General features: G+C 69.7%; 7 protein-coding genes and 2 pseudogenes. 2 read left to right on the top strand and 7 right to left on the bottom strand.

Translation table 11 applies throughout. From position 1 onward, the window contains the following. Window positions 1–3 precede the first annotated feature (3 nt). A complete protein-coding gene (locus tag G7043_RS25350) occupies window positions 4–9,693 on the bottom strand; it encodes an RHS repeat-associated core domain-containing protein (RefSeq protein WP_166049567.1) in 9,690 nt (3,229 codons plus the stop codon). Window positions 9,694–9,954: 261 nt separating this feature from the next. Here G7043_RS25350 and G7043_RS25355 point away from each other — a divergent pair, with 261 nt between their 5' ends. Then, window positions 9,955–11,808 carry a tachylectin-related carbohydrate-binding protein gene (locus tag G7043_RS25355; RefSeq protein WP_166049568.1) on the top strand — a complete coding sequence of 618 codons (1,854 nt, stop codon included), beginning with the start codon at window positions 9,955–9,957 and terminating at the stop codon, window positions 11,806–11,808. On the opposite strand, the gene G7043_RS25360 is transcribed toward G7043_RS25355, so the two are convergent. Next, a complete protein-coding gene (locus tag G7043_RS25360) occupies window positions 11,809–12,696 on the bottom strand; it encodes a ParB N-terminal domain-containing protein (protein WP_166049570.1) in 888 nt (295 codons plus the stop codon). A gap of 87 nt (window positions 12,697–12,783) precedes the next feature. Then, on the bottom strand, window positions 12,784–15,057 hold the full coding sequence (locus G7043_RS25365; RefSeq protein WP_166049572.1) for an ATP-binding protein: 2,274 nt from the start codon (window positions 15,055–15,057) through the stop codon (window positions 12,784–12,786). A gap of 310 nt (window positions 15,058–15,367) precedes the next feature. Here G7043_RS25365 and G7043_RS25370 point away from each other — a divergent pair. Beyond that, a pseudogene (locus G7043_RS25370) lies at window positions 15,368–15,701 on the top strand (DUF2637 domain-containing protein); the annotation flags it as partial. A 211-nt stretch (window positions 15,702–15,912) separates the two neighbouring features. On the opposite strand, the gene G7043_RS49975 reads toward G7043_RS25370, so the two are convergent. The 4 genes and pseudogenes from G7043_RS49975 to G7043_RS25390 all read right to left on the bottom strand — a co-directional run bounded on the left by G7043_RS49975 (window position 15,913) and on the right by G7043_RS25390 (window position 19,066). Next, window positions 15,913–16,617, bottom strand: a complete 705-nt coding sequence (locus tag G7043_RS49975) for a cold shock domain-containing protein (RefSeq protein WP_390828119.1) — start codon at window positions 16,615–16,617, stop codon at window positions 15,913–15,915. Between the two features lie 30 nt (window positions 16,618–16,647). Continuing rightward, window positions 16,648–16,851: pseudogene (locus tag G7043_RS48560) on the bottom strand (cold-shock protein); the annotation flags it as partial. A 224-nt stretch (window positions 16,852–17,075) separates the two neighbouring features. After that, a complete protein-coding gene (locus G7043_RS25385) occupies window positions 17,076–17,474 on the bottom strand; it encodes a hypothetical protein (RefSeq protein WP_166049575.1) in 399 nt (132 codons plus the stop codon). 38 nt (window positions 17,475–17,512) lie between these two features. Beyond that, window positions 17,513–19,066 (bottom strand): glycoside hydrolase family 43 protein, encoded by a 1,554-nt coding sequence (locus G7043_RS25390; protein ID WP_166049577.1) that lies wholly within the window; start codon window positions 19,064–19,066, stop codon window positions 17,513–17,515. Between the last annotated feature and the right edge of the window lie 3 nt (window positions 19,067–19,069).

Raw genomic sequence — 19,069 nt, forward strand, 5'->3', positions numbered from 1 at the left:
CATCTACCGGCCTCGGGAATGAATTTTGGGGTTGCCCCACTCGGCGAATCCGCCACGTGCGCCCTTGTCCGGGTGCAGGATCCTCCACCACCGCGAGCCTGGTGTGTGCTGTTCTTTGGGAACAAGCCGCATAACACCCTTGCGGCCCTGGGCAGTTGACGAGGAAGCGTGTTCCCACACCCACCCCTTCGGGTTCTTGCGCCCTCCGGTGCGGGCCACCCGGTCGGTGACACCTGAGCTCTGCCCCTCCATGAACTCGGCGAATTCCGGGTCAGCGAGCGCATCGGCCAAGGCGGCGTTGGCGCGGTTGAAGTGGACCGATCTGCTGTTCACCCAATCGTCCTTGGCAAGCTCGACCTCGAAGGCGACGGTGTAGAACCGCGGCTGGCACGTACCGCCGAAAGGTTCAGCATCGTCGTTGTGGGTGAGGACTGCCGCCTGACCCGCCAGCACGAAGTACGTGTGCAGGCCGTCCACCGTGAGGTTGTGCACCCGCTGCCTGGCGGTGCGCTGCTCAACCGCCGTGACCTGTACATAGGTCCCAGCAGCAGTCCGGAGCAGATGACCAGGCCGCAGATCCTCGGCCTCGCGCCACTCCCCGAGGCTCGCAACCCAGAACGGATGCCCGTCGGTAGCGGTGAGATCACTGTCGCCGCGACCATCCCTGTCCGTGTCCACGGAAACCTCGACCAACTGCTTCACGCCGGAACCGACGATGGTCGCGGTAACAGCACGAGCTTCAGTGCGCCCCGTGGTCGGGTCCGTGGCGAGCACCTTCTCGCCCCGCTTCACCGACGCGATCGGTTTGCTGGTGCCGTCAGCCATCCGGACCTGAGTTTCGGGTGTGAAACTGTTGCTGTCGCGAGGGCACGAACCCCCGGCCTTGGCGCGACCTCGGATGCCCGCGGAAGCCGCTGCGGAGTTGCCGCGCAGCGCCGACGCGACCGCGAGGGTGTCCCCGAGCCCGGGAACGTGAGAGTTGGCGTAGTCGGTCACCGCCTGCTCGGCCACCGCCTGCACCACCGTCGTGCCCGGCTTGATGATCGTCGCGCGCACTGCGGCCCAGACCTTGCTGCCGTCCTGCACGTTCTCGACGACGTCGCCCACCTTGCTGGCGGGCAGGCTGGCCGAGGAGGAGATCACGTCCTTCGCCGCCACCTTGGCCTTGAGGATGGCCTTCTCGACGGGCAGCGGGTTGTGCTTTGCGGCGTAGGCGATGGCTGCCTTGGCCTTGTTGGTGATCGCCAGCATCTTGGCTCGGCGGGCCGCTGCCGCGCGGGCTGCTGCGGCGGCTCGCTCGGCGGCTTGCTTGGCCGCGATCTCGGCCGCGGAAGGACCCCAGGACCAGTCGCCGCGACCCGAGTCTCCTCGACGGCTCCAGGATCCGCCGTCGCCGCGACGGCCCCGTGAAGCTCCATCATCGCCGTACTTCCGGCCGCCAGAGCCGTTGCGGTAGCGGCGGTGCGAGCCTCCGTCGTCGCTGTGCCGTCCGGCGCGGGACGAAACTTTGCCGCCGGTTCGGCCCTTGCGGCCCGCGGAGATCGCGCTGTCGCCGTGCTTGCGCAATGCCTTGACGCCCTTGTAGGCGAGCTTGCCCGCCTTGAACACCTTGCCGACCGGGACGACGTTCGACAGCACCCAGAGGCCGTTGACCAGCGATGGGTTCTTGATGAAGTTCTTCACGTCGTTGTAGCCGGAGACCTCCTTGGCCACGGAGCCGACGACGGAACCGATCTTCTTCCAGTCGGGCCAGTGGCCGTCCGGGTCGATCATGTCCAGCGGACGGCCGGCGCCGTAGGTGTAGCGGTTGAACAGCACGGAGGAACCCGAAGCCGCGGACACCGTGTCGCGGGAGGTGAAGGCACCGGTCGAGGGCTGGTACCAGCGGGCACCCATGTTGACCTGGCCGGTGTCCGGGTCGGTCCAGTCGCCCTGGAAACCGACCTGGCGCTTGGTGCCGGCGGCCACCTTGCCGAACGGGTCGAACGTCGTCGAGTCCGCCAGTCCCGTGCCGCTCGGGTTCATGCTGCCGACCACGTCGCCGTGGGCGTCCGACACGGTCAGGCGCTTGTCGGTGCCCGCAGCGATCGACAGCAGGCCGCCGGCGGCGTCGCGGCCGTAGGTCGACGTGCCGTCCGTGACCGGGTCGATGTCGGCGCCCGCGTAGGAGAACGTCGCCGAGCCGCGGCTGACCAGGCGGTCGGAGCCGTCGTAGGCGTAGGTGGTCGGGCCCGCCTGGATCAGCCTGTCGAAGGAGTCGAAGGAGAACTTCTCCTCCAGGCCGGAGGACGTCCGCGAGGCGAGCGCCCCGCCGGGTGTGTGCTCGTAGGTGTAGTCGCCGTCGGCGAGCAGCCGGTTCCGCTCGTCGTACGAAGCGGTCTTCGTGCCGTTGCGGATGCGGTTTCCCGAGGCGTCCCAACCGTATTCTGTCGTGGTTCCGCCGACAGACCACGACGTCAAACGGTTGGCGTGGTCGTAGGTGTAGGTGTTGTCGCCGGTGCCCGTGGTCTTCCGGATCAGCTGGTCGTTGTCGTCATAGGCGTAGGCGATCGACGAAATCGTTGCGCCCGCCTGGGAAACGACGTCCGACCTCTCCCGGCCGAGCGCGTCGTAGTCGTAGGTTCGCGTTCGCGTGGTGCCGTAGCGCAGCGAGGAGACCTGGCTCGCCGCGTTGTAGTCGTACGCGATCCCGACACCGGTCAAGCCGTCGACGGCGGTGCTCAGGCGTCCCATCGAGTAGGTGAACGTCGACGTGCCCGACGCGTCAGTACGGCTGGTGAGGCGGCCGTCCGAGTCGTAGGCGTACGACGAGTTGCCGGACAGCCCGCCAGCGGACAGCAGGGCACCGCGATCGTTGTACTCGTACGCGTTGCGGCCACGGGGTGCGCCAATCTCGAGAACCCGGCCGAGTTCGTCGTACCCCAGCGTCCGTTCGACTCCTGGTGCGGTCTCCTTGGTCATCCGGTCGAGCAGGTCGAACTGCCGCGTGCGCACGACCCCGCCCGGCGCGGTGAGCTGCACCGGGTTTCCAGCGACGTCGAAAGCCGCGGTCCACGTGCGGTCGGCAGCGGCGGAATGTGCGGTGGTCGCGGGCTCGATCACCGATTCGGGCAGGGACCAGGCGTTGTACGTGGTGTGGAAGGAGTTGCCGCGCCCGTCGGTGTAGCGAGTGCGGTTGCCCTTCGCGTCGTAGCCGTAGGACGTGGTGATCGACTCCGTGGCCGAGACCGGTTCGGTTTGGGTGGTCAGGCGGTTGAGGGCGTCGTACTGGTAGCGGACGGTCCGGTTCAGCGGGTCGGTCGCGGTGAGCACGTTGCCCGCGGCGTCGTAGGTGTATCCGGTGCGGCGCAGGATGTTGTTCTGCCCGTCGAGGTCGAACGCACCGGTGGCCCGGCCGGCCGCGTCGAAGCGCACGAAGTCGGTGCGGCCCAGCGGATCCCGCTGCCACACCGCCCTGCCGAGTCCGTCGTGACCGAGCTGCGTGACCGCGTTGCTCGGATCGGTCACGGAGGTCCGCTGGGACAGGGCGTCGTAGCCGAACTTCTGCACCTCACCAGAAGGTGACGTGGTCTTGATCAGGTCGCCGCCGTCGGTGTACTCGAACGACGTGGTGTGGGCAGCCGCAGTCGGCTTGCGTTCCACGACCGTGGCGGTCGCGACGCGGCCGAGCGCGTCGTAGGTCATCTCGCGCCGGGCGCCGGTCGGGTCGGTGACCGAGAGCGGTTCGTCGTTGTGGGTGTAGGTGTAGCTCCAGCTGCCACCCACCTGGGTTCCGTTGTCCGCCTTGGGGTCCTGCCGCTGGACGAGCCGGCCCATCTGGTCGTACCGCAACCTCGCGACCGCGCCGCGGGGGTTCGTCACCTCGACGGCGTTGCCGACGGCGTCGTACTTGGTCGAGACGACGCCCTTGATCGGAGCAGTCGCGCCGGGTGGCAGGTAGTCCGGCGTTTCGACGCGGACCGGACGGCTGACCTTGTCGTACGCGACGCGGCTGACGTGGCCGTTCTCGTCCTTGTTCGCGACCGCGTCACCGAAGGTGTTGTAACCGGTCAAAGCCTGTGGACGCGTTGTCGCCGGCGTGCCACCGCTTTCCGTCTGCACCGCGGGAAGCGTGACGGCGACCTGCCGTTCGGCCTCGTCGTAGCGGTACTCGGTGGTGAACGCGGCCGGGTCGGCGCCGGGGGCGTTGCCGCGCGGGTCGGTCTCGGCGACGAGCAGACCGCGCTTGTCGTAGCGGCGGGTCGTGGTCAGCGGAGCCGTGCCGAACTGGATCTTCTCGCTGATCTCGTTGCTGGCGTTGTCGTACACGTAGTCGACCACGGAACCCGCGGTGGTCTGCATCCCCGGCGTGTTGGACCCGTTGCCGGACTGGGCGATCTGGGTGACGTTGCCGTTCTCGTCGTAGCGGTACGCCGTGCGCCGCGCCAACCCGTTCGGGTCGGCCAGGATCTCGGACGTCCGGCCGGCGGCGTCGACGGTGAACTGCGTGACCGTGCCGTTGGGACCGATCTGCCGGACGAGGTTTCCGGCGCCGTCGTAGGAGTTCTGCTCGAGTGTCACCCGGCGCGGAGCCGCACCGGGAACCGGGATCTCCGCCTGGACCCGGAAGACCAGGCCGTTGGGCGTGTACTCGTAGAGCGTCTTGCGCCCCATCGCGTCGACCTGCCGGACCAGCCTGCCGCCGAGGTCGTACGTGTTGGCCTCGACCACGAGCAGGCTGCCGGGATCGGCTGGGCCGGCACCGCCTTCACCGCCGGTGACCGCTTTGCCGTGCCAGCCGCGGATCCGGACCTCGGCGACCCGGTTGCGCGCGGTGTAGGCGTACTCGGTGCGCGTGCCGACCGCGTCGACTTCCCAGGTGCGGTTGCCGAAGACGTCGTATCCGTAGGTCGTCTTCGCGCCCTCGGCGTTCGTGACCGAGTTCTCCCTGCCCCACTCGTCGTGGGTGTACGCGGTGGTGCGTGTCCCGTCACTACCTGTGGTGTCGCTGACCTCGACCTTTTCCGGCTGCCCGTCGATGTTGTACGTCGTGCGGGTGACCGGGGTGTGCTTGGTGCCGGTCACCGCGTTGGTGAGCGGTGGTTCCGCGATCTCGACGATCCGGTTGAGCTCGTCGTGGACGAACTTCGTCTCCAGGCCCTGCGGGTGGGCGTCGGAGAACTCGACCTCGGCGACCTGCCTGCCCAGCAGGTCGTAGCGGTACTTCGTGACCACGCCCTCGGCCTCGGCGGCGGTACGCCCCGGTTCGGTGATGGAAGCGAGGTCGCCGTTGCCGAAGTACCGGTACGTCGTCTGCGCTCCACGCGCGTCCTTCGTCCACTTCAGCAATCCGGCGGGCTCGTTGCCACCGCCTTCCGCGGCGGTGCTGCCGTCGGTGTAGCCGTGCGTGACGGACGCGCCGCCCGGCATCGTCTCCTTCACCAGCTCGCCGCGCGCGTTGTACTCGGAGGTGGTCAGGTAGCGGTTGTCCGCGGGTCCGGACGAGCGCCCGTCGCGTGCGGTGAGCTGCTTGTCGATCCGCGGGTCGGTGTCGTTGACCTTGCCCGGATCCGGCTTGTGGTAGGTGAAGTGCTCGGTGTCGCAGACCGCGGGATCGCGGCAGGTCTTGCGGGACAGGACGTTGCCGCGCTCGTCGTTGCGCAGTTCGACGCGATGGCCGTTCTCGTCGACGATCGTCTGCTGGAAGCCGGAGGCGTCGTAGTCGTAGGTCCGCACGCCGAGTCCCTGGACCGGTGCGCCCTGCCAGTCCGGGTCGTTCGCTCCGCTGCCGCCGCAGTAGTTCGGCACACCGTCTGGATCCGTCGCAGGTTGCGAGGTGCACGGCGGCGCCGACGACGGCGGGGTGGGCACGATCTCCGGGTCCGGCCGGTCCTCCAGCCGGACGCCGGTGCCCAGCGGCGCGACGAACCGGATGACCCGGCCGCGCATTCCGTCGTAGTCGTAGAACCGCGAACGGTCACCGGGATCGGTCACCTCGATGGTGCGCACCAGGTTGCGCACCGTGCGGCCGGCCGCGTCCTTCTTCTCCGTGCCGCTCACGTGCGGCACGCTCAGCTTCCAGAGCCCGCCGTTGTCATCGGTGTACTCGCGGACGCGGTCGTTGACCGTGTCGTACATCAGCTTGGCCGCCGTCCGTCCACTCGGGACGGTGATCTTCGTGAGCTGGTCGGCGGCCGCTTTCGCCTTGAAGTGCGCACGTGCGGCTTCGTCCCCGAGCGGATGCTGGTAGATCGCGACCTCGTCGATGTCGCCGGCGAAGTGCTTCGTGCGCGCACCCGGCCACCACCCCGCCGGTTCCCACGCCGCCGGGCCGACTGCGTGCGCCGCCCCGATCTGACCGGAGTTGAACGCGCTGTTGTTGATCTCACCTTCGGTCGTGCCGACCTTGGCACCGTCCAGGTAAAGCGTTTGCACCGCAAGGGAACCGGACAACACGACGTGGTGCCACCGGCCGTCGTTCACCTTCCCCGGCGTGGTGATCGGCGCGACCCGGCCGTGCCAGAACTGGCCGCGCAGCTTGCCGTCCCGGTCGACGTACAGCGCGGGCACCGCACCGGTCTGGGCACGGTCGTACGGCGAGGTCTGGAAGCCCAGCAGCGGGCCACCGGACGTGGTCCTGAACCACAGTTCGACCGCGAGATCGCGGCTCTTCTTGATGGTGCCCTCCGGCAGCGTCACGTACGAGTTGCTGCCGTTGAACGTGGCCGCGGTGTCCGGGCTGCCCTCCAGCGGACCCGCCGTGCCGAGGGCGACGTCGCGATGCGTGCCCCAGTCCTTGGCCAGGTTCGTCTCGACCTGGCTGACCGCGCTCGGTGATCCGGCGGGCTCGCCGAGGCGCCAGTACGAGTCGGGGACGGAGTCGAGCACGGCCGTCCGGTAGTGCGAACCGGCCTCGTACTCGTACCTCGTGCAACCGTTCTTCGGATCGCAGACGGACGTGAGGCGGTGGCCCGCGTAGGCGTAGGTCCACTTGATCGGCGTGCCACCCACGACCGGTGCGTCGGTGCGAACCTCGGTGACGTGGTCGCCTGTCCAGGTGAAGTGCAACGCCCGGTTGGCACTGGTCCGGCTGATCGCGCGCTTGATCCGGCTGTTCTCGCCGTAGTCGAGCTCCAGCAGCCGGCCCGCGTTGTCCGCGATGGTGATCAGCCTGCCGTCGAACTCCCGGAACGTGTAGACGGTGTTGGTCTTGTCCACCAGCACGTAGTTGCGCGCCGGTGTGCTCGTGTCCTGGTAGAAGGTGGCGGCACGACCCGGCGGCGGCTCGAAGGTGCCGTTCGCGTTGCGGCCGAACCTGACCTGCTGGCCGTCCGGGTAGGTGACGAGCATGTTGCCCGACCCGTTCTGGTCCGGCACCACCCGCATGTCGTAGCGCGTCGACCAGCCGGACCCGAACAGCGTGTCCGTGCGGGGATCGAGGCTGTTGTAGGTCCGCGCGAGGGTCAGCTCAGGACCGGTGACGCCGACCGAGGCATCGACCGCGCCGGTGACGTAGTTGCCGGTCTGCGGGTCGAAGTCCAGGTCGCCGGCGCTGGACGGGGCACCGCCCAGGTGGGACGTGATGTCCGGCTGCGGCACGGCGGTGAGCAGCGCGCTCAGCGGGATCGCCTCGCTGCGGGTGTTGCTCGCGTCGATGGCCCACGCCCGCCAGTGGTAGGTGTCGCTCCACCGCAACCGGTCCTTGGGCACGGTGTAGGTCTTGCTCGCCACTCTGGGTTCGAGCCTGCAGGTGGCCATGTCGGGCGTGCCCTCGATGGTGCTGTTGCAGATCTCGAACTCGTAGCGGACACCGGTCCCGCTCGGCGCGTCGACGTCGACCGCGTCGGCCCACAGCTGCGGGGTCAGGGTGGGCGAGGTGTGCCCGGACGGCGGGTACTGCGCCTTGACCACCGGTGGCAGCTCGAACATCGTGATCGTGATGCGCGCCGGTTTGATCTGCAGGTCGGTGAAGTAGACGTCCTTGTGCATCATGGAGAAGTCGAGGACGTAGTCGCCGGGGTTCGCGAACCGGAAGACCGTGGCATCGAGGGTGACGGTCTTGCCCGGCAGGACGTCGTGCGGCAGCAGGGCGGAGATGGGAGACGCGACGGCCTTGCCCTGCGTGGTGAACGCGCGATATGCGAGCTTGTAGTCGTTCTTGGTCCAGATCTGGGAACCGCGGTTGGTGACCTCGATGCGGATCTTGCCGTCCTGCTGGCGGTGCACCGGCGGCTCGGGCACACCGCGCACGATCCGGTACGAGGCGTCGTACGGCGAATGCGTGACGAACAGCCGCGGCGGGTTCGCCGTTCCCTTGCCCGCGAACATCTTGCGGCCGGTGACCGCCTTCACCGCCACCCCGTGGTTGGCCGCACCACGCGCCCAGCCCTGGACGAGGTTCCGGCCCGCCTCACCGAGATCGACCGAGTCGGCGGCGAGCGGGCACGCCGACTGCGACTGTCCTAAAGCGACGTAGCCGTGCGCGAACGACGCCGTCGCGATCGACCCGCCCGTGGCGGCATGGCCGGTCCCGGTCTCGGACCACGCCTCGGTGACCGGGTGCACCGTCACCGCTTCTGGGCGGCAGGACGGGGCGCCGTAGCTCGTCAGGTACAGCTGCGAGTTGAAAACCCGGTGGTTCGTCAGCAACTTGGTGTCGAACTTCAGGTACATCACGTTGCCGTCGCCGATCGGCAGCTCCGGGCCGCTGTTCCGGGTGCCGCCCGAGGTGGCCATCGCCTCGTTCGCGACGAGCGTCAGCACCGACGGGTCGACCTGCACCGGGTAGACCCGAGCCGGGTCGCGCAGCCACGCCGAATCGGCCGACACCCGCAGGGCCTGCCCGCCGTCGTGGCTGATCAGTTCGTACCGCACCCCGTTCGACACGGCGGGAACCGCGGCGCTGTCGGTCAGGTAGCCGGCAGGGATCTGCGCACGCTCGCGGCCCGAGGTGTCGGTGAGCACCACTCGGCCGTCGACGAGCCGAGCACTGAGTCCGTCGAGGCGCAGGGGAAACACCCAGCTGTGCGCGGTATCGCGGTGCGCGAGAACGAGGTTCTCCTTGACACCGCCGGGGAGCACGTCGATCCGCAGATCGGTCCCCGCGGTCACCCCCGGATAGGTGATCGCGCTGCCGCCGACCTGCGCGGCCGACGCCGAGGCGCTCGCCATCCCGTACGACAGCTCGGCGCCGTCCGACCATCTCATGTGGACGAACGGAGCGGTGGAAGACCTCGGCCCGAACCGGATCCCGATCTCGTCGGCGGTGTTGCGCCAGCCGTCGCCGTCCTTGGTCAACGTGGTGTCGATCGGCTGCCAGGACCCGTCCGGCGCCCGGAAGTTCATCGGCCCCTGGCTGAACTCGGTCGTCCGCGTGCCGTCGGCGTTGGTGAACGTGCGCGTGTCCGCGCTGCGCCGCCTGACGTCCTCCTTGCTGCTCGCGGGATCGAACCCGCGGAAGGCGGACGGCGGCTCGGACTCCGTGACCGGGTTGGCCGGCACCTTCGCCTCGGCGAACGCCGGTTGTGGATGCTTCGCCGACTCCGCGAGCGGCATCGCCCGGTTCGCGTTCTCCGCGGCGATCTCACCGGCCTGCCCCTCGGCGCTGCCCCAGACCTGGTCCGGAGTCCGCGGCGCCTCGGCCGGCCCCGGCCACGACCCACTTGCCGTGACGAGCCCCAGCACGAGCGAGATGACCGTGGCGAGCGCGATCACGACACGAGCTCGCCTTGAGCGCGAAGGCGCAGGAATCATTGTCCGTCTCCCCCAACAAGGACAACAGCGGTGACCGGAAACCGCGAATTCCGGAGCACCGTTCCACGGCGAATTGGTGTTCGGCAACGGCCGCGACGAACATCTGGTGACGCTTCATCGGCACGTCTAGCCTCGTCTGCGGTCTGCAGCATTTGGACGAGGGGGAATTCCATGCGGATGCGTGGCACTGTTCTGGCCACATCCAGAATCTTTTTCACGGCGGTGATCGCCGCCTCCGCGGTCTCGGTCGCTCCCGCCGCGGCGGCACCGGTGTTCACCTGCAACTCCGCCGTCAACGTGTTCAGCGTCCGCCCCGACGGCGGCCTGTACGCCTACCCGCACGAGGCGCCCGAGACCGGGAAGGTCGAATGGGGGCCGGTCAAGCACATCGGCAGTGGCTGGGACGACGCGCGCACCCTCGCCGCGCCCAATGGCGTGTTCTACCGAATGCACCCGACGGGCAACCTCTACCGGTACCGGTGGAACGGCACCGGGTGGGACACCTGGAACGGCCGTCAATTCCGGGACGTCGGCGGCGGCTGGGCGCGGTACACCCAGGCGGAATACCGCAACGAGGTCACCGTCGACGAGAAGGGCAGGCTCTACCAGATCGACGCGGAAGGCCGGTTGCGCGTTTTCACGTGGTCCGGCAACGACGCCACGGGCAACTTCCTGCCCGGTGGCAAGACGCTCGACGCGGGGTGGAGCCAGTACAACCTCATCGTGGCGGCCGGCGACGGTGTGCTGTTCGCCCGCAAGACCAACGGCGATCTGCACCGCTTCCGCTGGGACGAGGCCTCCGACCGGTTCACCCAGTACGGGTTGAAGGTCGGCACCGAATGGGACGTCTTCACCCGCGTCTTCTCGGCGGGCGGAGACGTCCTCTACGGCACGCGCACCAATGGCCACCTGGACTGGTACCGGTACCACGAGCACACCAACGCCTGGGCGGCTCCCGTCCACATCGGCAACGGCTGGGAGGACGAGATCGACGTGGTCGCCGATCCCAACGGGTGCCGCATCACCGGCTTCCCCCGCCCGACAAGGCCAGTTGTGCCGCAACGAACCGACGCGCCGAACACCGCCGTGCAGGGAACCGACGGCCTGGTCACGTTCTTCTACGTCAACTCCGCAAGCGGGCTGACCGCGGCCAAGCAGCGCAACCCAGGTGACTACGAGGTCCTCGAGTACCAGGTCATCGCGGACCACCACAGCTTCACCGGGCAGCCGGGAGCGGGTGTCCGTGCTGACGGCCGGCTCGACGTCCTCGCCAACAGCCACGCCGACGCCGACTACCGCGGCAGGCTGCAGCCGACCGCGAACGGCCCGTGGGGCTCGATCTCCGCCATCACCGTCCACAAAGGATGGATGGTCAGCGACCCGGTGGTCGTCGCTGAGCCCAGCAAGGCACTCGCGATGTTCGCCGTCGACGCGAACGGCGCTCTGTGGCACCGTTCCCAGGCCACGCCGGCCACCAGCGACTACACCGCCTGGCGGCCGATCTCCGGGAACGTGGGGCTGTCACCGGACTTCACCGTCGTCCGCAACGGGACCGCCTTCGACGTCGTCGCGCGGGCGACCGACGGTTCGGTCAAGACCGCCACCTTCTCGTCCGGCTCGCTCAGCGCGTGGCGGACGGTCGGGTCCGGCACCACCGAGCGGCCCGCCGCGGTCGCGCACGTGAACGGTGACCTCCAGGTCTTCGTCAGGACCACCAGCGGCGCGATCGCCACCCAGCGCGAGTCGAACAACGCGTTCTCCCAGGTGTGGGAACCGATCGGGAGCCTGACCGCCGTCGGCTCGCCCGCGGCGGTGCTGCGCACGTCCGGCCTGATCGACTTGGCCGCCCGCGGCACGGACAACCTGGTCCACCAGACCAGTCAGGTCGCGCCCGCAGGCGGTTTCGCCGAGTGGCGGGTGCGGTACGCCGTCGAGGCGACCACCTCACCGACGTCGCTCCTGCTCGCCAACGGGAGCCCGATCTTCACCTGGCGCGCTCCCGACGGCTCGATCCAGACCGTCTTCGACCCGAACGGCGGCGTCACCGGTCAGACCGCGCGTCAGCAGACCGGATGATCATCCTGGCGTGTTCGGCTGGGGAAGGTACCCAGCCGAACACGCCAGCCGGGTGGCGAACTCGTCCCACGCGGCCGCGAAGTCCCTGGCCAGGTCGGCAACTGCCAGCGAGCAATGTGCCGGAACGACCTCGCCCAGCCTCCTCCACTCGTCCTCGGTCGGCGGGTGCGCTCCGATGAGCCGGAGAAGCGCGCGCCCGGTGTCCGTGTAGCGCAGCGCCGGGTCGCTCGACAGCATCCGCAGCACCGTTGTGGCATCTGGGTTTCCGGGGTTCTCAGGCCGTACCTGCTCGCACCTCGCAGGCAGTTCCTGCCCGGCCTGGGTCACCCGCCGGCGAATGCTGTGCGCGGTGCTGACCGCGACCCCCGCGGCCTTGGCGACCTGACGCAGAGGCATTTCCGGGTTCCGCCTGATGATCTCCGCCGCGACCGCGCTGCCGGTGCGCTCGAGGTGCGGGACACCACCGTCCGGCTGTTCCCGGCGGATCTTCCCCACGGTCTTGTGCGACAACCCCGTGACCGAGGCGATCGTCCGGTCCGACCAGCGCGGGTGCGACCGCACGATCCGCGCGGCCGCGGCCTTGCGGTCGGGCAACGACAGCGGCAGTCCGTGCGCGGAGTTCGCCCGCACCGCTTCGACGAACACGTCGTCCGCCGGGCAGTCGAGGAAGCTCGCGGCGATCCGGACAGCACCGCGAAGCCGCGCCGCGCGCAGCCGGTGCCTGCCGTCGACCACCTGCATCATGGCCCGGTGCACGACGATCGGCGGCAGCGGCTCCTCGGTCTTGGCCAGGCGCCGGACGTGCTCGTCGTCCAGCCCCTCCAACCGAGGGGACTCACCGTCCGAGAGATCGTCGATCAGGACGTGTTCGCTGGATCTGCCGCTCACCTCACCCATCGCGCGGTCACCGGCCCCCCGGTTCGAGACACCTCGCCACTATGGCGGTGACGGGTCCGACCAGTCCAGCGACAACCTCTACATTTCGCCTACACGATTCGTACGTCCGGTCCTGCGCAGCAGCTCCGCGATCCTGTTCTCCCTGACCGGGTCGCCGTAGCCGCGCATCAGCGTGCGGGCACGGGTCAGCGCCTGAGCCGCCTCATCGGTGTGGCCGGCGGCCAGGCAGGCCTCACCCAGCTCCACCAGCGTGTTCGCCTCACTCGGTGCATCCGCGATCCGGCGCCACTGCTCGACGCTGCGTCGCAAACACGCGATCGCCTCCGGGAAGCACCCGTTCGCAAGATGCGCCATGCCCAGCACGACGAGCGCGTAACCCAGGCCGTGGGCGTCGTCCAACGGCTCCAGAACGGCGATGGCCTCGGCCAGGTAGCGGTGCTGGGTGTCGCGGTCACCAGCCTGTCCGTACAACTCGGCCAGGTTGACCAGCGTTAGGCCGTGCGCCTGACTCCGGCCGCCCGCAGCCAGGTGCAGCACGAGGCCGCGCTCGCCGAACGCAATGGCGTCCTCGACGGCGCCGCAGACGCGGAACACGTAACACGCGTTGTTCAACGCCCTGGCGGTGAAGCCGTCATCGCCGTGCTCCTCGAACCGCGCGACGCTGGCGCGAGCGTGCTGCTGTGCGGCGCGGAAGTCGCCGTCGCCGCGCTGGGCCAGTTCGGCCTCCGCGACGGCGAGATCGATGAGCAGACATGCGTGAACAAGCCCGTCAGCCTGCTCGTGCAGCACCGCCTGGCACACCTCGCGCAGATCCCGCCACAGCCCTCGGGTGCGGTAGAACTCGAACATCCCCAACGCGAGGCCCGCGATCAGCGCCCGGTCCACCTCGGGGTCCGCCGCCGCCTGGACCACCGCCGCGACCACGTGGGCACGTTCGCGCTCCAACCACCCGAACGCCCCACCGGCGTCCGCGAACTCCGGTGCGGCGCCGGTGCGAGGCATCTGCGCCAGCCGTGGCGAGGCGGGACTGGCCAGGGCGAGCCCGCGCCAGGCGGCAGCGCCGTACAACTCCAGCAGACGGGTCATCGCCTCTGCTCGAGCCGGCGAGCGCGCCAGGCCGGCACCGTACGCCCGCAGCAGGTCGTGGAGCCGGTAACGGCCGGGCGAGGGCGCCTCCAGCAGGCAAGCCCCGGTCAGCCGCTCAAGCAACCGCTCGGTGTCGTCCTCACCGCGGCCCAGCACCCGAGCCGCGACGGTCACCGACAGGTCCGGCAGATCCGGCCACGCCAGCAACGGATACGCGGCGGCAGCGGCCCGGTCGACCGGATCCCGGCTGCCCGCCAACGCGTCGATCGACAGCGCGAAGCAGGCCTGCACACCGGTCTCGTCCTGATCCAGCTCCCGCAGCCGCCGCCCCAGCTCCACCAACCGTTCCGCAAGCCAGGACACCGGCCATCCCGGCCTGGCCGCGAGGCGTGCACCCGCGAGCCGGACCGCGAGCGGCAGCCGGCCGCACCGGCGCACCACGTCCGCCGCCGCCTCCGGCTCACCCTCCACCCGAGCCACACCCGCGGTCACGGCCAACAGCTCGACCGCGTCCCGCTCGGCGAGCACGTCCAGATGTACCTGCCGAGCCTGCCTCACCGCGAGCAGCGCCCGGCGGCTGGTGATGATCGCCGCGCAACCGGCCGTGCCCGGCAGCAAAGGCGTGACCTGGTCGGAACTCGCGGCGTTGTCGAGCACCAGCAACATTCGCCGACCAGCGAGCTCCGTGCGGAACCTCGCCGCGGCCTCGTCAACGGTCCCGGGAACGGCCTGTCCCGCCAACCCGAGCGCACGCAGGAACACGCCGAGCGCCTCCAGCGGCGCCACAGCCGCACGTGCCCCATGCCCCTGCAAGTCCAAGTACAGCTGCCCGTCCGGAAAGTCCGCAGCGAGCACATGACCGACCTGCACCGCCAGCGCCGTCTTCCCCACGCCACCCATGCCGGTGACCGCCACCACCGCCGCCGCACTCGAATCACGCAAGACGCCGGCGACGAGCTCGACGTGCTCCACCCGCCCGGTGAAATGCGTGATGCCGGCAGGCAACTGCCGAGGCGCGCCAGCCCTTTGCCGCCGCGGCCGCCCCTTCCGCGAAGCGGCACGCACAAACGCCTCACGCTCACGCCCGGTCAGCTCAAGCGCACCAGCCAACCGCTCCAACGTGGCGGCCTGCGGATACCGCCGATCACCACGCTCCAACGCACCAACGGCCTGCTCACTGATCCGAGCCTTCTCCGACAACGCCTGCTGCGTGATCCCGAGCCGAAGCCGATGACGCCGCAACAACTCACCGAACGCACTGTCCATTTGCATCACCGCGTCCTGTCAGAGCGCACCGCAGCAGCAACTCCAAAGTGGAACGGATCGAGCGGAGCGATGACCCGGAGCGGGAGTCCGGGGGCGCAGCGCCCCGGCTGGGGTCTGGGGGATCGGCCCTCCAGAAAACACCACGAGCGAGATGTGGTGAGCGGTTTTCCGCGAACACGCCTCACCCGAAGATCGTGCCCCCAGGCGCGTCTCGTACACCATCTACACACTCCCTCACCTGCCGTGAACTGCAGGTTTCCGCCACCGTCCAGGTTCCGCGCGGCCGTCGTCGCGCTGGCGGTGATGCAGGATGAAGACAACCACCCGCGGGGATCGCTCGCTGTGGGTGCAATGCGCCTGCACAGCTCTGGTCGCGCTCGGAGCGGCGTACGCCTCGTATCGGCACGGGCGCGAGTTCCCACTTCGCTACGGCGCGGACGAGACGACTGCCGCGATCTGGCCACTGATCGTAGACGGATTGTTGACCACCGCGACGGTCGAACTGTGGAAGGCAGGACACGGGTTGCGGGCGCTGGAAGGCATGGCTGGCGTTCGTATTCGGCATCGTGCTTTCGCTGTGTGCCAACGTCGCGGCGGCGCCAGAGCTGGGCGTGTTCGCAGTGGCGGTCGCGGCGTGTCCGCCTCGCGGCGGCATCGGCCGACCCTCGTGACAGCGCCGTCCACGTGGAAGAAGTCGCATGCCAGCATGCTCACCGCTTGAGCACGCAGGAACCGCCGCAGGCCGCCGAGGCGGTCGCGTACGTGCGCGCGCGCTACGACCACCGGGCGGTCGAGACGCCGTGGCAGCGCCGCTACGCCGCCTGCTTCGAGGCGTCGTCGGACCGTCCCGGACGGTCAGGCGCGCTCGACGGCATCGGCCTGCGGGCCCCGGTCGCTCTGCCGGATGCGGAAGCGCACCCGCTCGCCGGCCACCAGGGGCTCGCCGGAGACCACCGAGACGTGCACGAAAAGATCGGGCCCACCCGCGTCGGGGGTGATGAAGCCGAAACCGCGGTCCGCGTCGTAACGGGCCACCGAACCGTCGCCGGCGCGGGCTGCGGGCCGGGTAGCCGAACGGGCCTGGCTGGGGGCCGCGGCGGCCTCCACCGGCTCGCCGGTGGCCACGAACCGCACCTCGCGCGCCTGACGACCCTGGTCCACGGTGACCGTGGTGAACGAGACCCGGTCGCCCTCGGCGGGCAGGTATCGCTCGTCGACCAGGGCGCGCTCGTGCAGGAAGACGTCACCCGCCCCGTCGTCGGCGGCCACGAAACCGAACGACTTCTCCTCGTCGAACCACAGCACGGAGCCGTCGGCACCGTCGCCGGGCGCGACCAGAGGGGCCCTGCGGACCCCGGCGTCGAAGCTCAGCGGTACCACGTGCTGGGCCTGCGGCCCCTTCTCCCCCGCGACGACGACGAAGGCCACCCGCTGCCCGGCCGCGAGGACACCCCCGGTGACGATGGCGGAAGAGTGCACGAACACCTCCGCACCCCCGCCGTCCGGCGCGGCGAACCCGTAGCCCTTGGCCGGCTCGTACCAGGAGACGGTGGCGAGCACACCCAGGGCCGCGTCGGGCGCGACGTCCCCGGTGACGGCGACGTGCAGCGCCTGCGGACCGCGGGGTCCCTCACCGGTCTCGAACTCCACCGTCTGGCCCTCGCGCAGCGCCCGCGCCGCGCCCTCGCCCTGCACCTGCGAGACGTGCACGAAGATGTCGTCGCTGCCGTCGTCGGGAGCGAGGAAGCCGAAGCCGCGCTCGAGGTCGTACCAGCGGACGGTTCCCTGCTGCACGGTGCACTCCTGGTCTAGCGGGTGGGTCGAGGGTCCAGTGTCCCAGGCGCCGTATGTACATCCTGATCCGGACGCGCGGCAGCTCCGCCGCGAGTACATCGCCGAAGTCACCGAGTTCGCGCGCCGTCACCGGCCGTTGCCGAGTATGCGGACGTGTGGGGTGCCAAAACTATGCCTGGTGGTCTGACCTGCGCCTCAGGCCGCCGCAGATTCGTACTCGTTGATCAAGCCGCCGAGTACTCGCCGACAATGAACGACGCTACAGCCTGATTCTGTGAGCGGGTCACCGGGCCGTGGTGGAGTGCGCTAAAGCTGAGGGGCACGTTCGTTGCACGGACGTACCTCTCGCACGCACAGGTGCAGGCAGGCGTGCGTTCCATCGAGCACGCCTGCCTGGCGTCGCGGGACACGCTCGCCATGGTCGCTGAGCACAGGTTGGGTGCGACGATCAAGCGAGGACCTTCGATGATGTCGTCGGCCTGCGGTTGGCGCAGGCCGACCGTGATCGGCTGGTCGGAACCGGGCTCGAGGTGCCGATGATCCGGAACGAGGCGGAAACGGTGCCGCCCCGCCCGCAGGAACGTCCTGCGGCCCTGGGTGCACACGACACCGCCGAGGATCATCGTCAACAGCGTGAGGAACGTCTGCCACCAGTCCGTCGTCAGGAGCGACCAGGTGCGTCGAGCGGGCCGTGGTCGAACCAGTCGAACCACGCGGTGCCCTCGGTGACGTACATGCCGATCACCCGGCCGGTGAAGCCGGTGGCGACCTCCGTGGACAGGTACCTGCCGTCGAGCTCGGCCAGCGGCTCGGGGTCCGGGCCGACGTGGAAGGCGACGAAGTCGGGTGCGGCGACGTGCAGGCCCGACAGCCTCTCCTTCCCCACCGACCACTTCCGGGCGGACCTGGTGGTGATCACGAGGACCACCGGGCCCGCCGGCACGGTGCGGGTGGCCACGACCTGGCGCAGGGGTCCGATGCGGGCGATCACGCTCGCCTGTCCGTCGGCCACCTCCAGGTCGTAGTGGTGGCCCTCGTCCAGGCGCACCGACAGGCCGGCGCGACCGGCGCCGTGGTCCAGCAGCACCGCGGTCCGGCTCTCGGGGTGCTGCTGGCGGCGGCCGACGAAGGTGCAGCCCGGTTGGTCCAGCGTGCCGCCGGTGGCGTGCAGGGCGAGCCACCCCTGCCGCTCGGTCAGCGACCACGAGCCGTTCGGGCGCGACCGCAGCGAGATCAGCCGGGGCTCCAGCTCCGGCGCGTCGAAGTCGTCGCGCTGCGGTGCCGGCTCCTGCGGTCGCAGGGCGCCCGGCGCCCGCTCCCGCAGGTTGACGGGTCCGACGCGCGGCCAGCCGTCCTCCCACTGGACGGGGGTGAGGAACGTTTCCCGGCCCAGGACGTGGAACTTGGGGCTGTACCCGGCCGGGCGGGTGGCCAGCAGAACCATCCACGACTCGCCGTCCGGCGTGGTGACCAGGTCGGCGTGGCCGGTGCTCTGAACCGGGTGGTCGGTGCTGCGGTGCGACAGGATCGGGTTGGTGGGCGCCGACTCCCACGGACCGCGCGGCGAACGGGCGCGCGCCATGGCCACGGTGTGGCCGCGTTCGGTGCCGCCCTCGGCGATCAGCAGGTACCACCACTCGCCGACGCGGTACAGGTGGGGCGCCTCCGGCCACTGCAACCCGGTGCCGGCCCAGGCGGGGAACGGGTCCTCCAGCACCTTCCCGCTCTCGGGGTCGATGCGGGCGATCTGCACGCCGGAGAAGTCGGGGCCGTGAGCCCCGGCGAAGGCGCACCAGCAGTTGCCGTCGTCGTCCCAGGCCAGGTCGGGATCGATGCCGGGCAGGCTCAGCCACACCGGGTCCGACCAGGGGCCTTCGGGCCGTTCGGCGGTGACGACGAAGTTGCCGCCCTGCGAGACGTTCGTGGTGATCATCCAGAATCGGCCGCCGTGATGCCGGATCGTGGGGGCGTAAATGCCGTCGGACGCCATCGCGTCGGCCGGCAACGGCAACTGTGCCGGACGGTCGAGGACGTTGCCGATCTGCCGCCAGTGCACCAGGTCGCGGCTGTGGAAGATCGGTACGCCTGGGAAGTACTCGAAGCTGGAGCACACCAGGTAGTAGTCCTCGCCGACCCGGCACACGCTGGGGTCGGGGTGGAACCCGGGGATCACGGGATTGTCGTAGAACGATGCGTCGGAGTTCGGTGAGTTCATGGT

The sequence above is a fragment of the Lentzea alba genome (genome assembly GCF_011067745.1).
In the GTDB taxonomy this organism is placed as follows: Bacteria; Actinomycetota; Actinomycetes; order Mycobacteriales; family Pseudonocardiaceae; genus Lentzea; species Lentzea alba.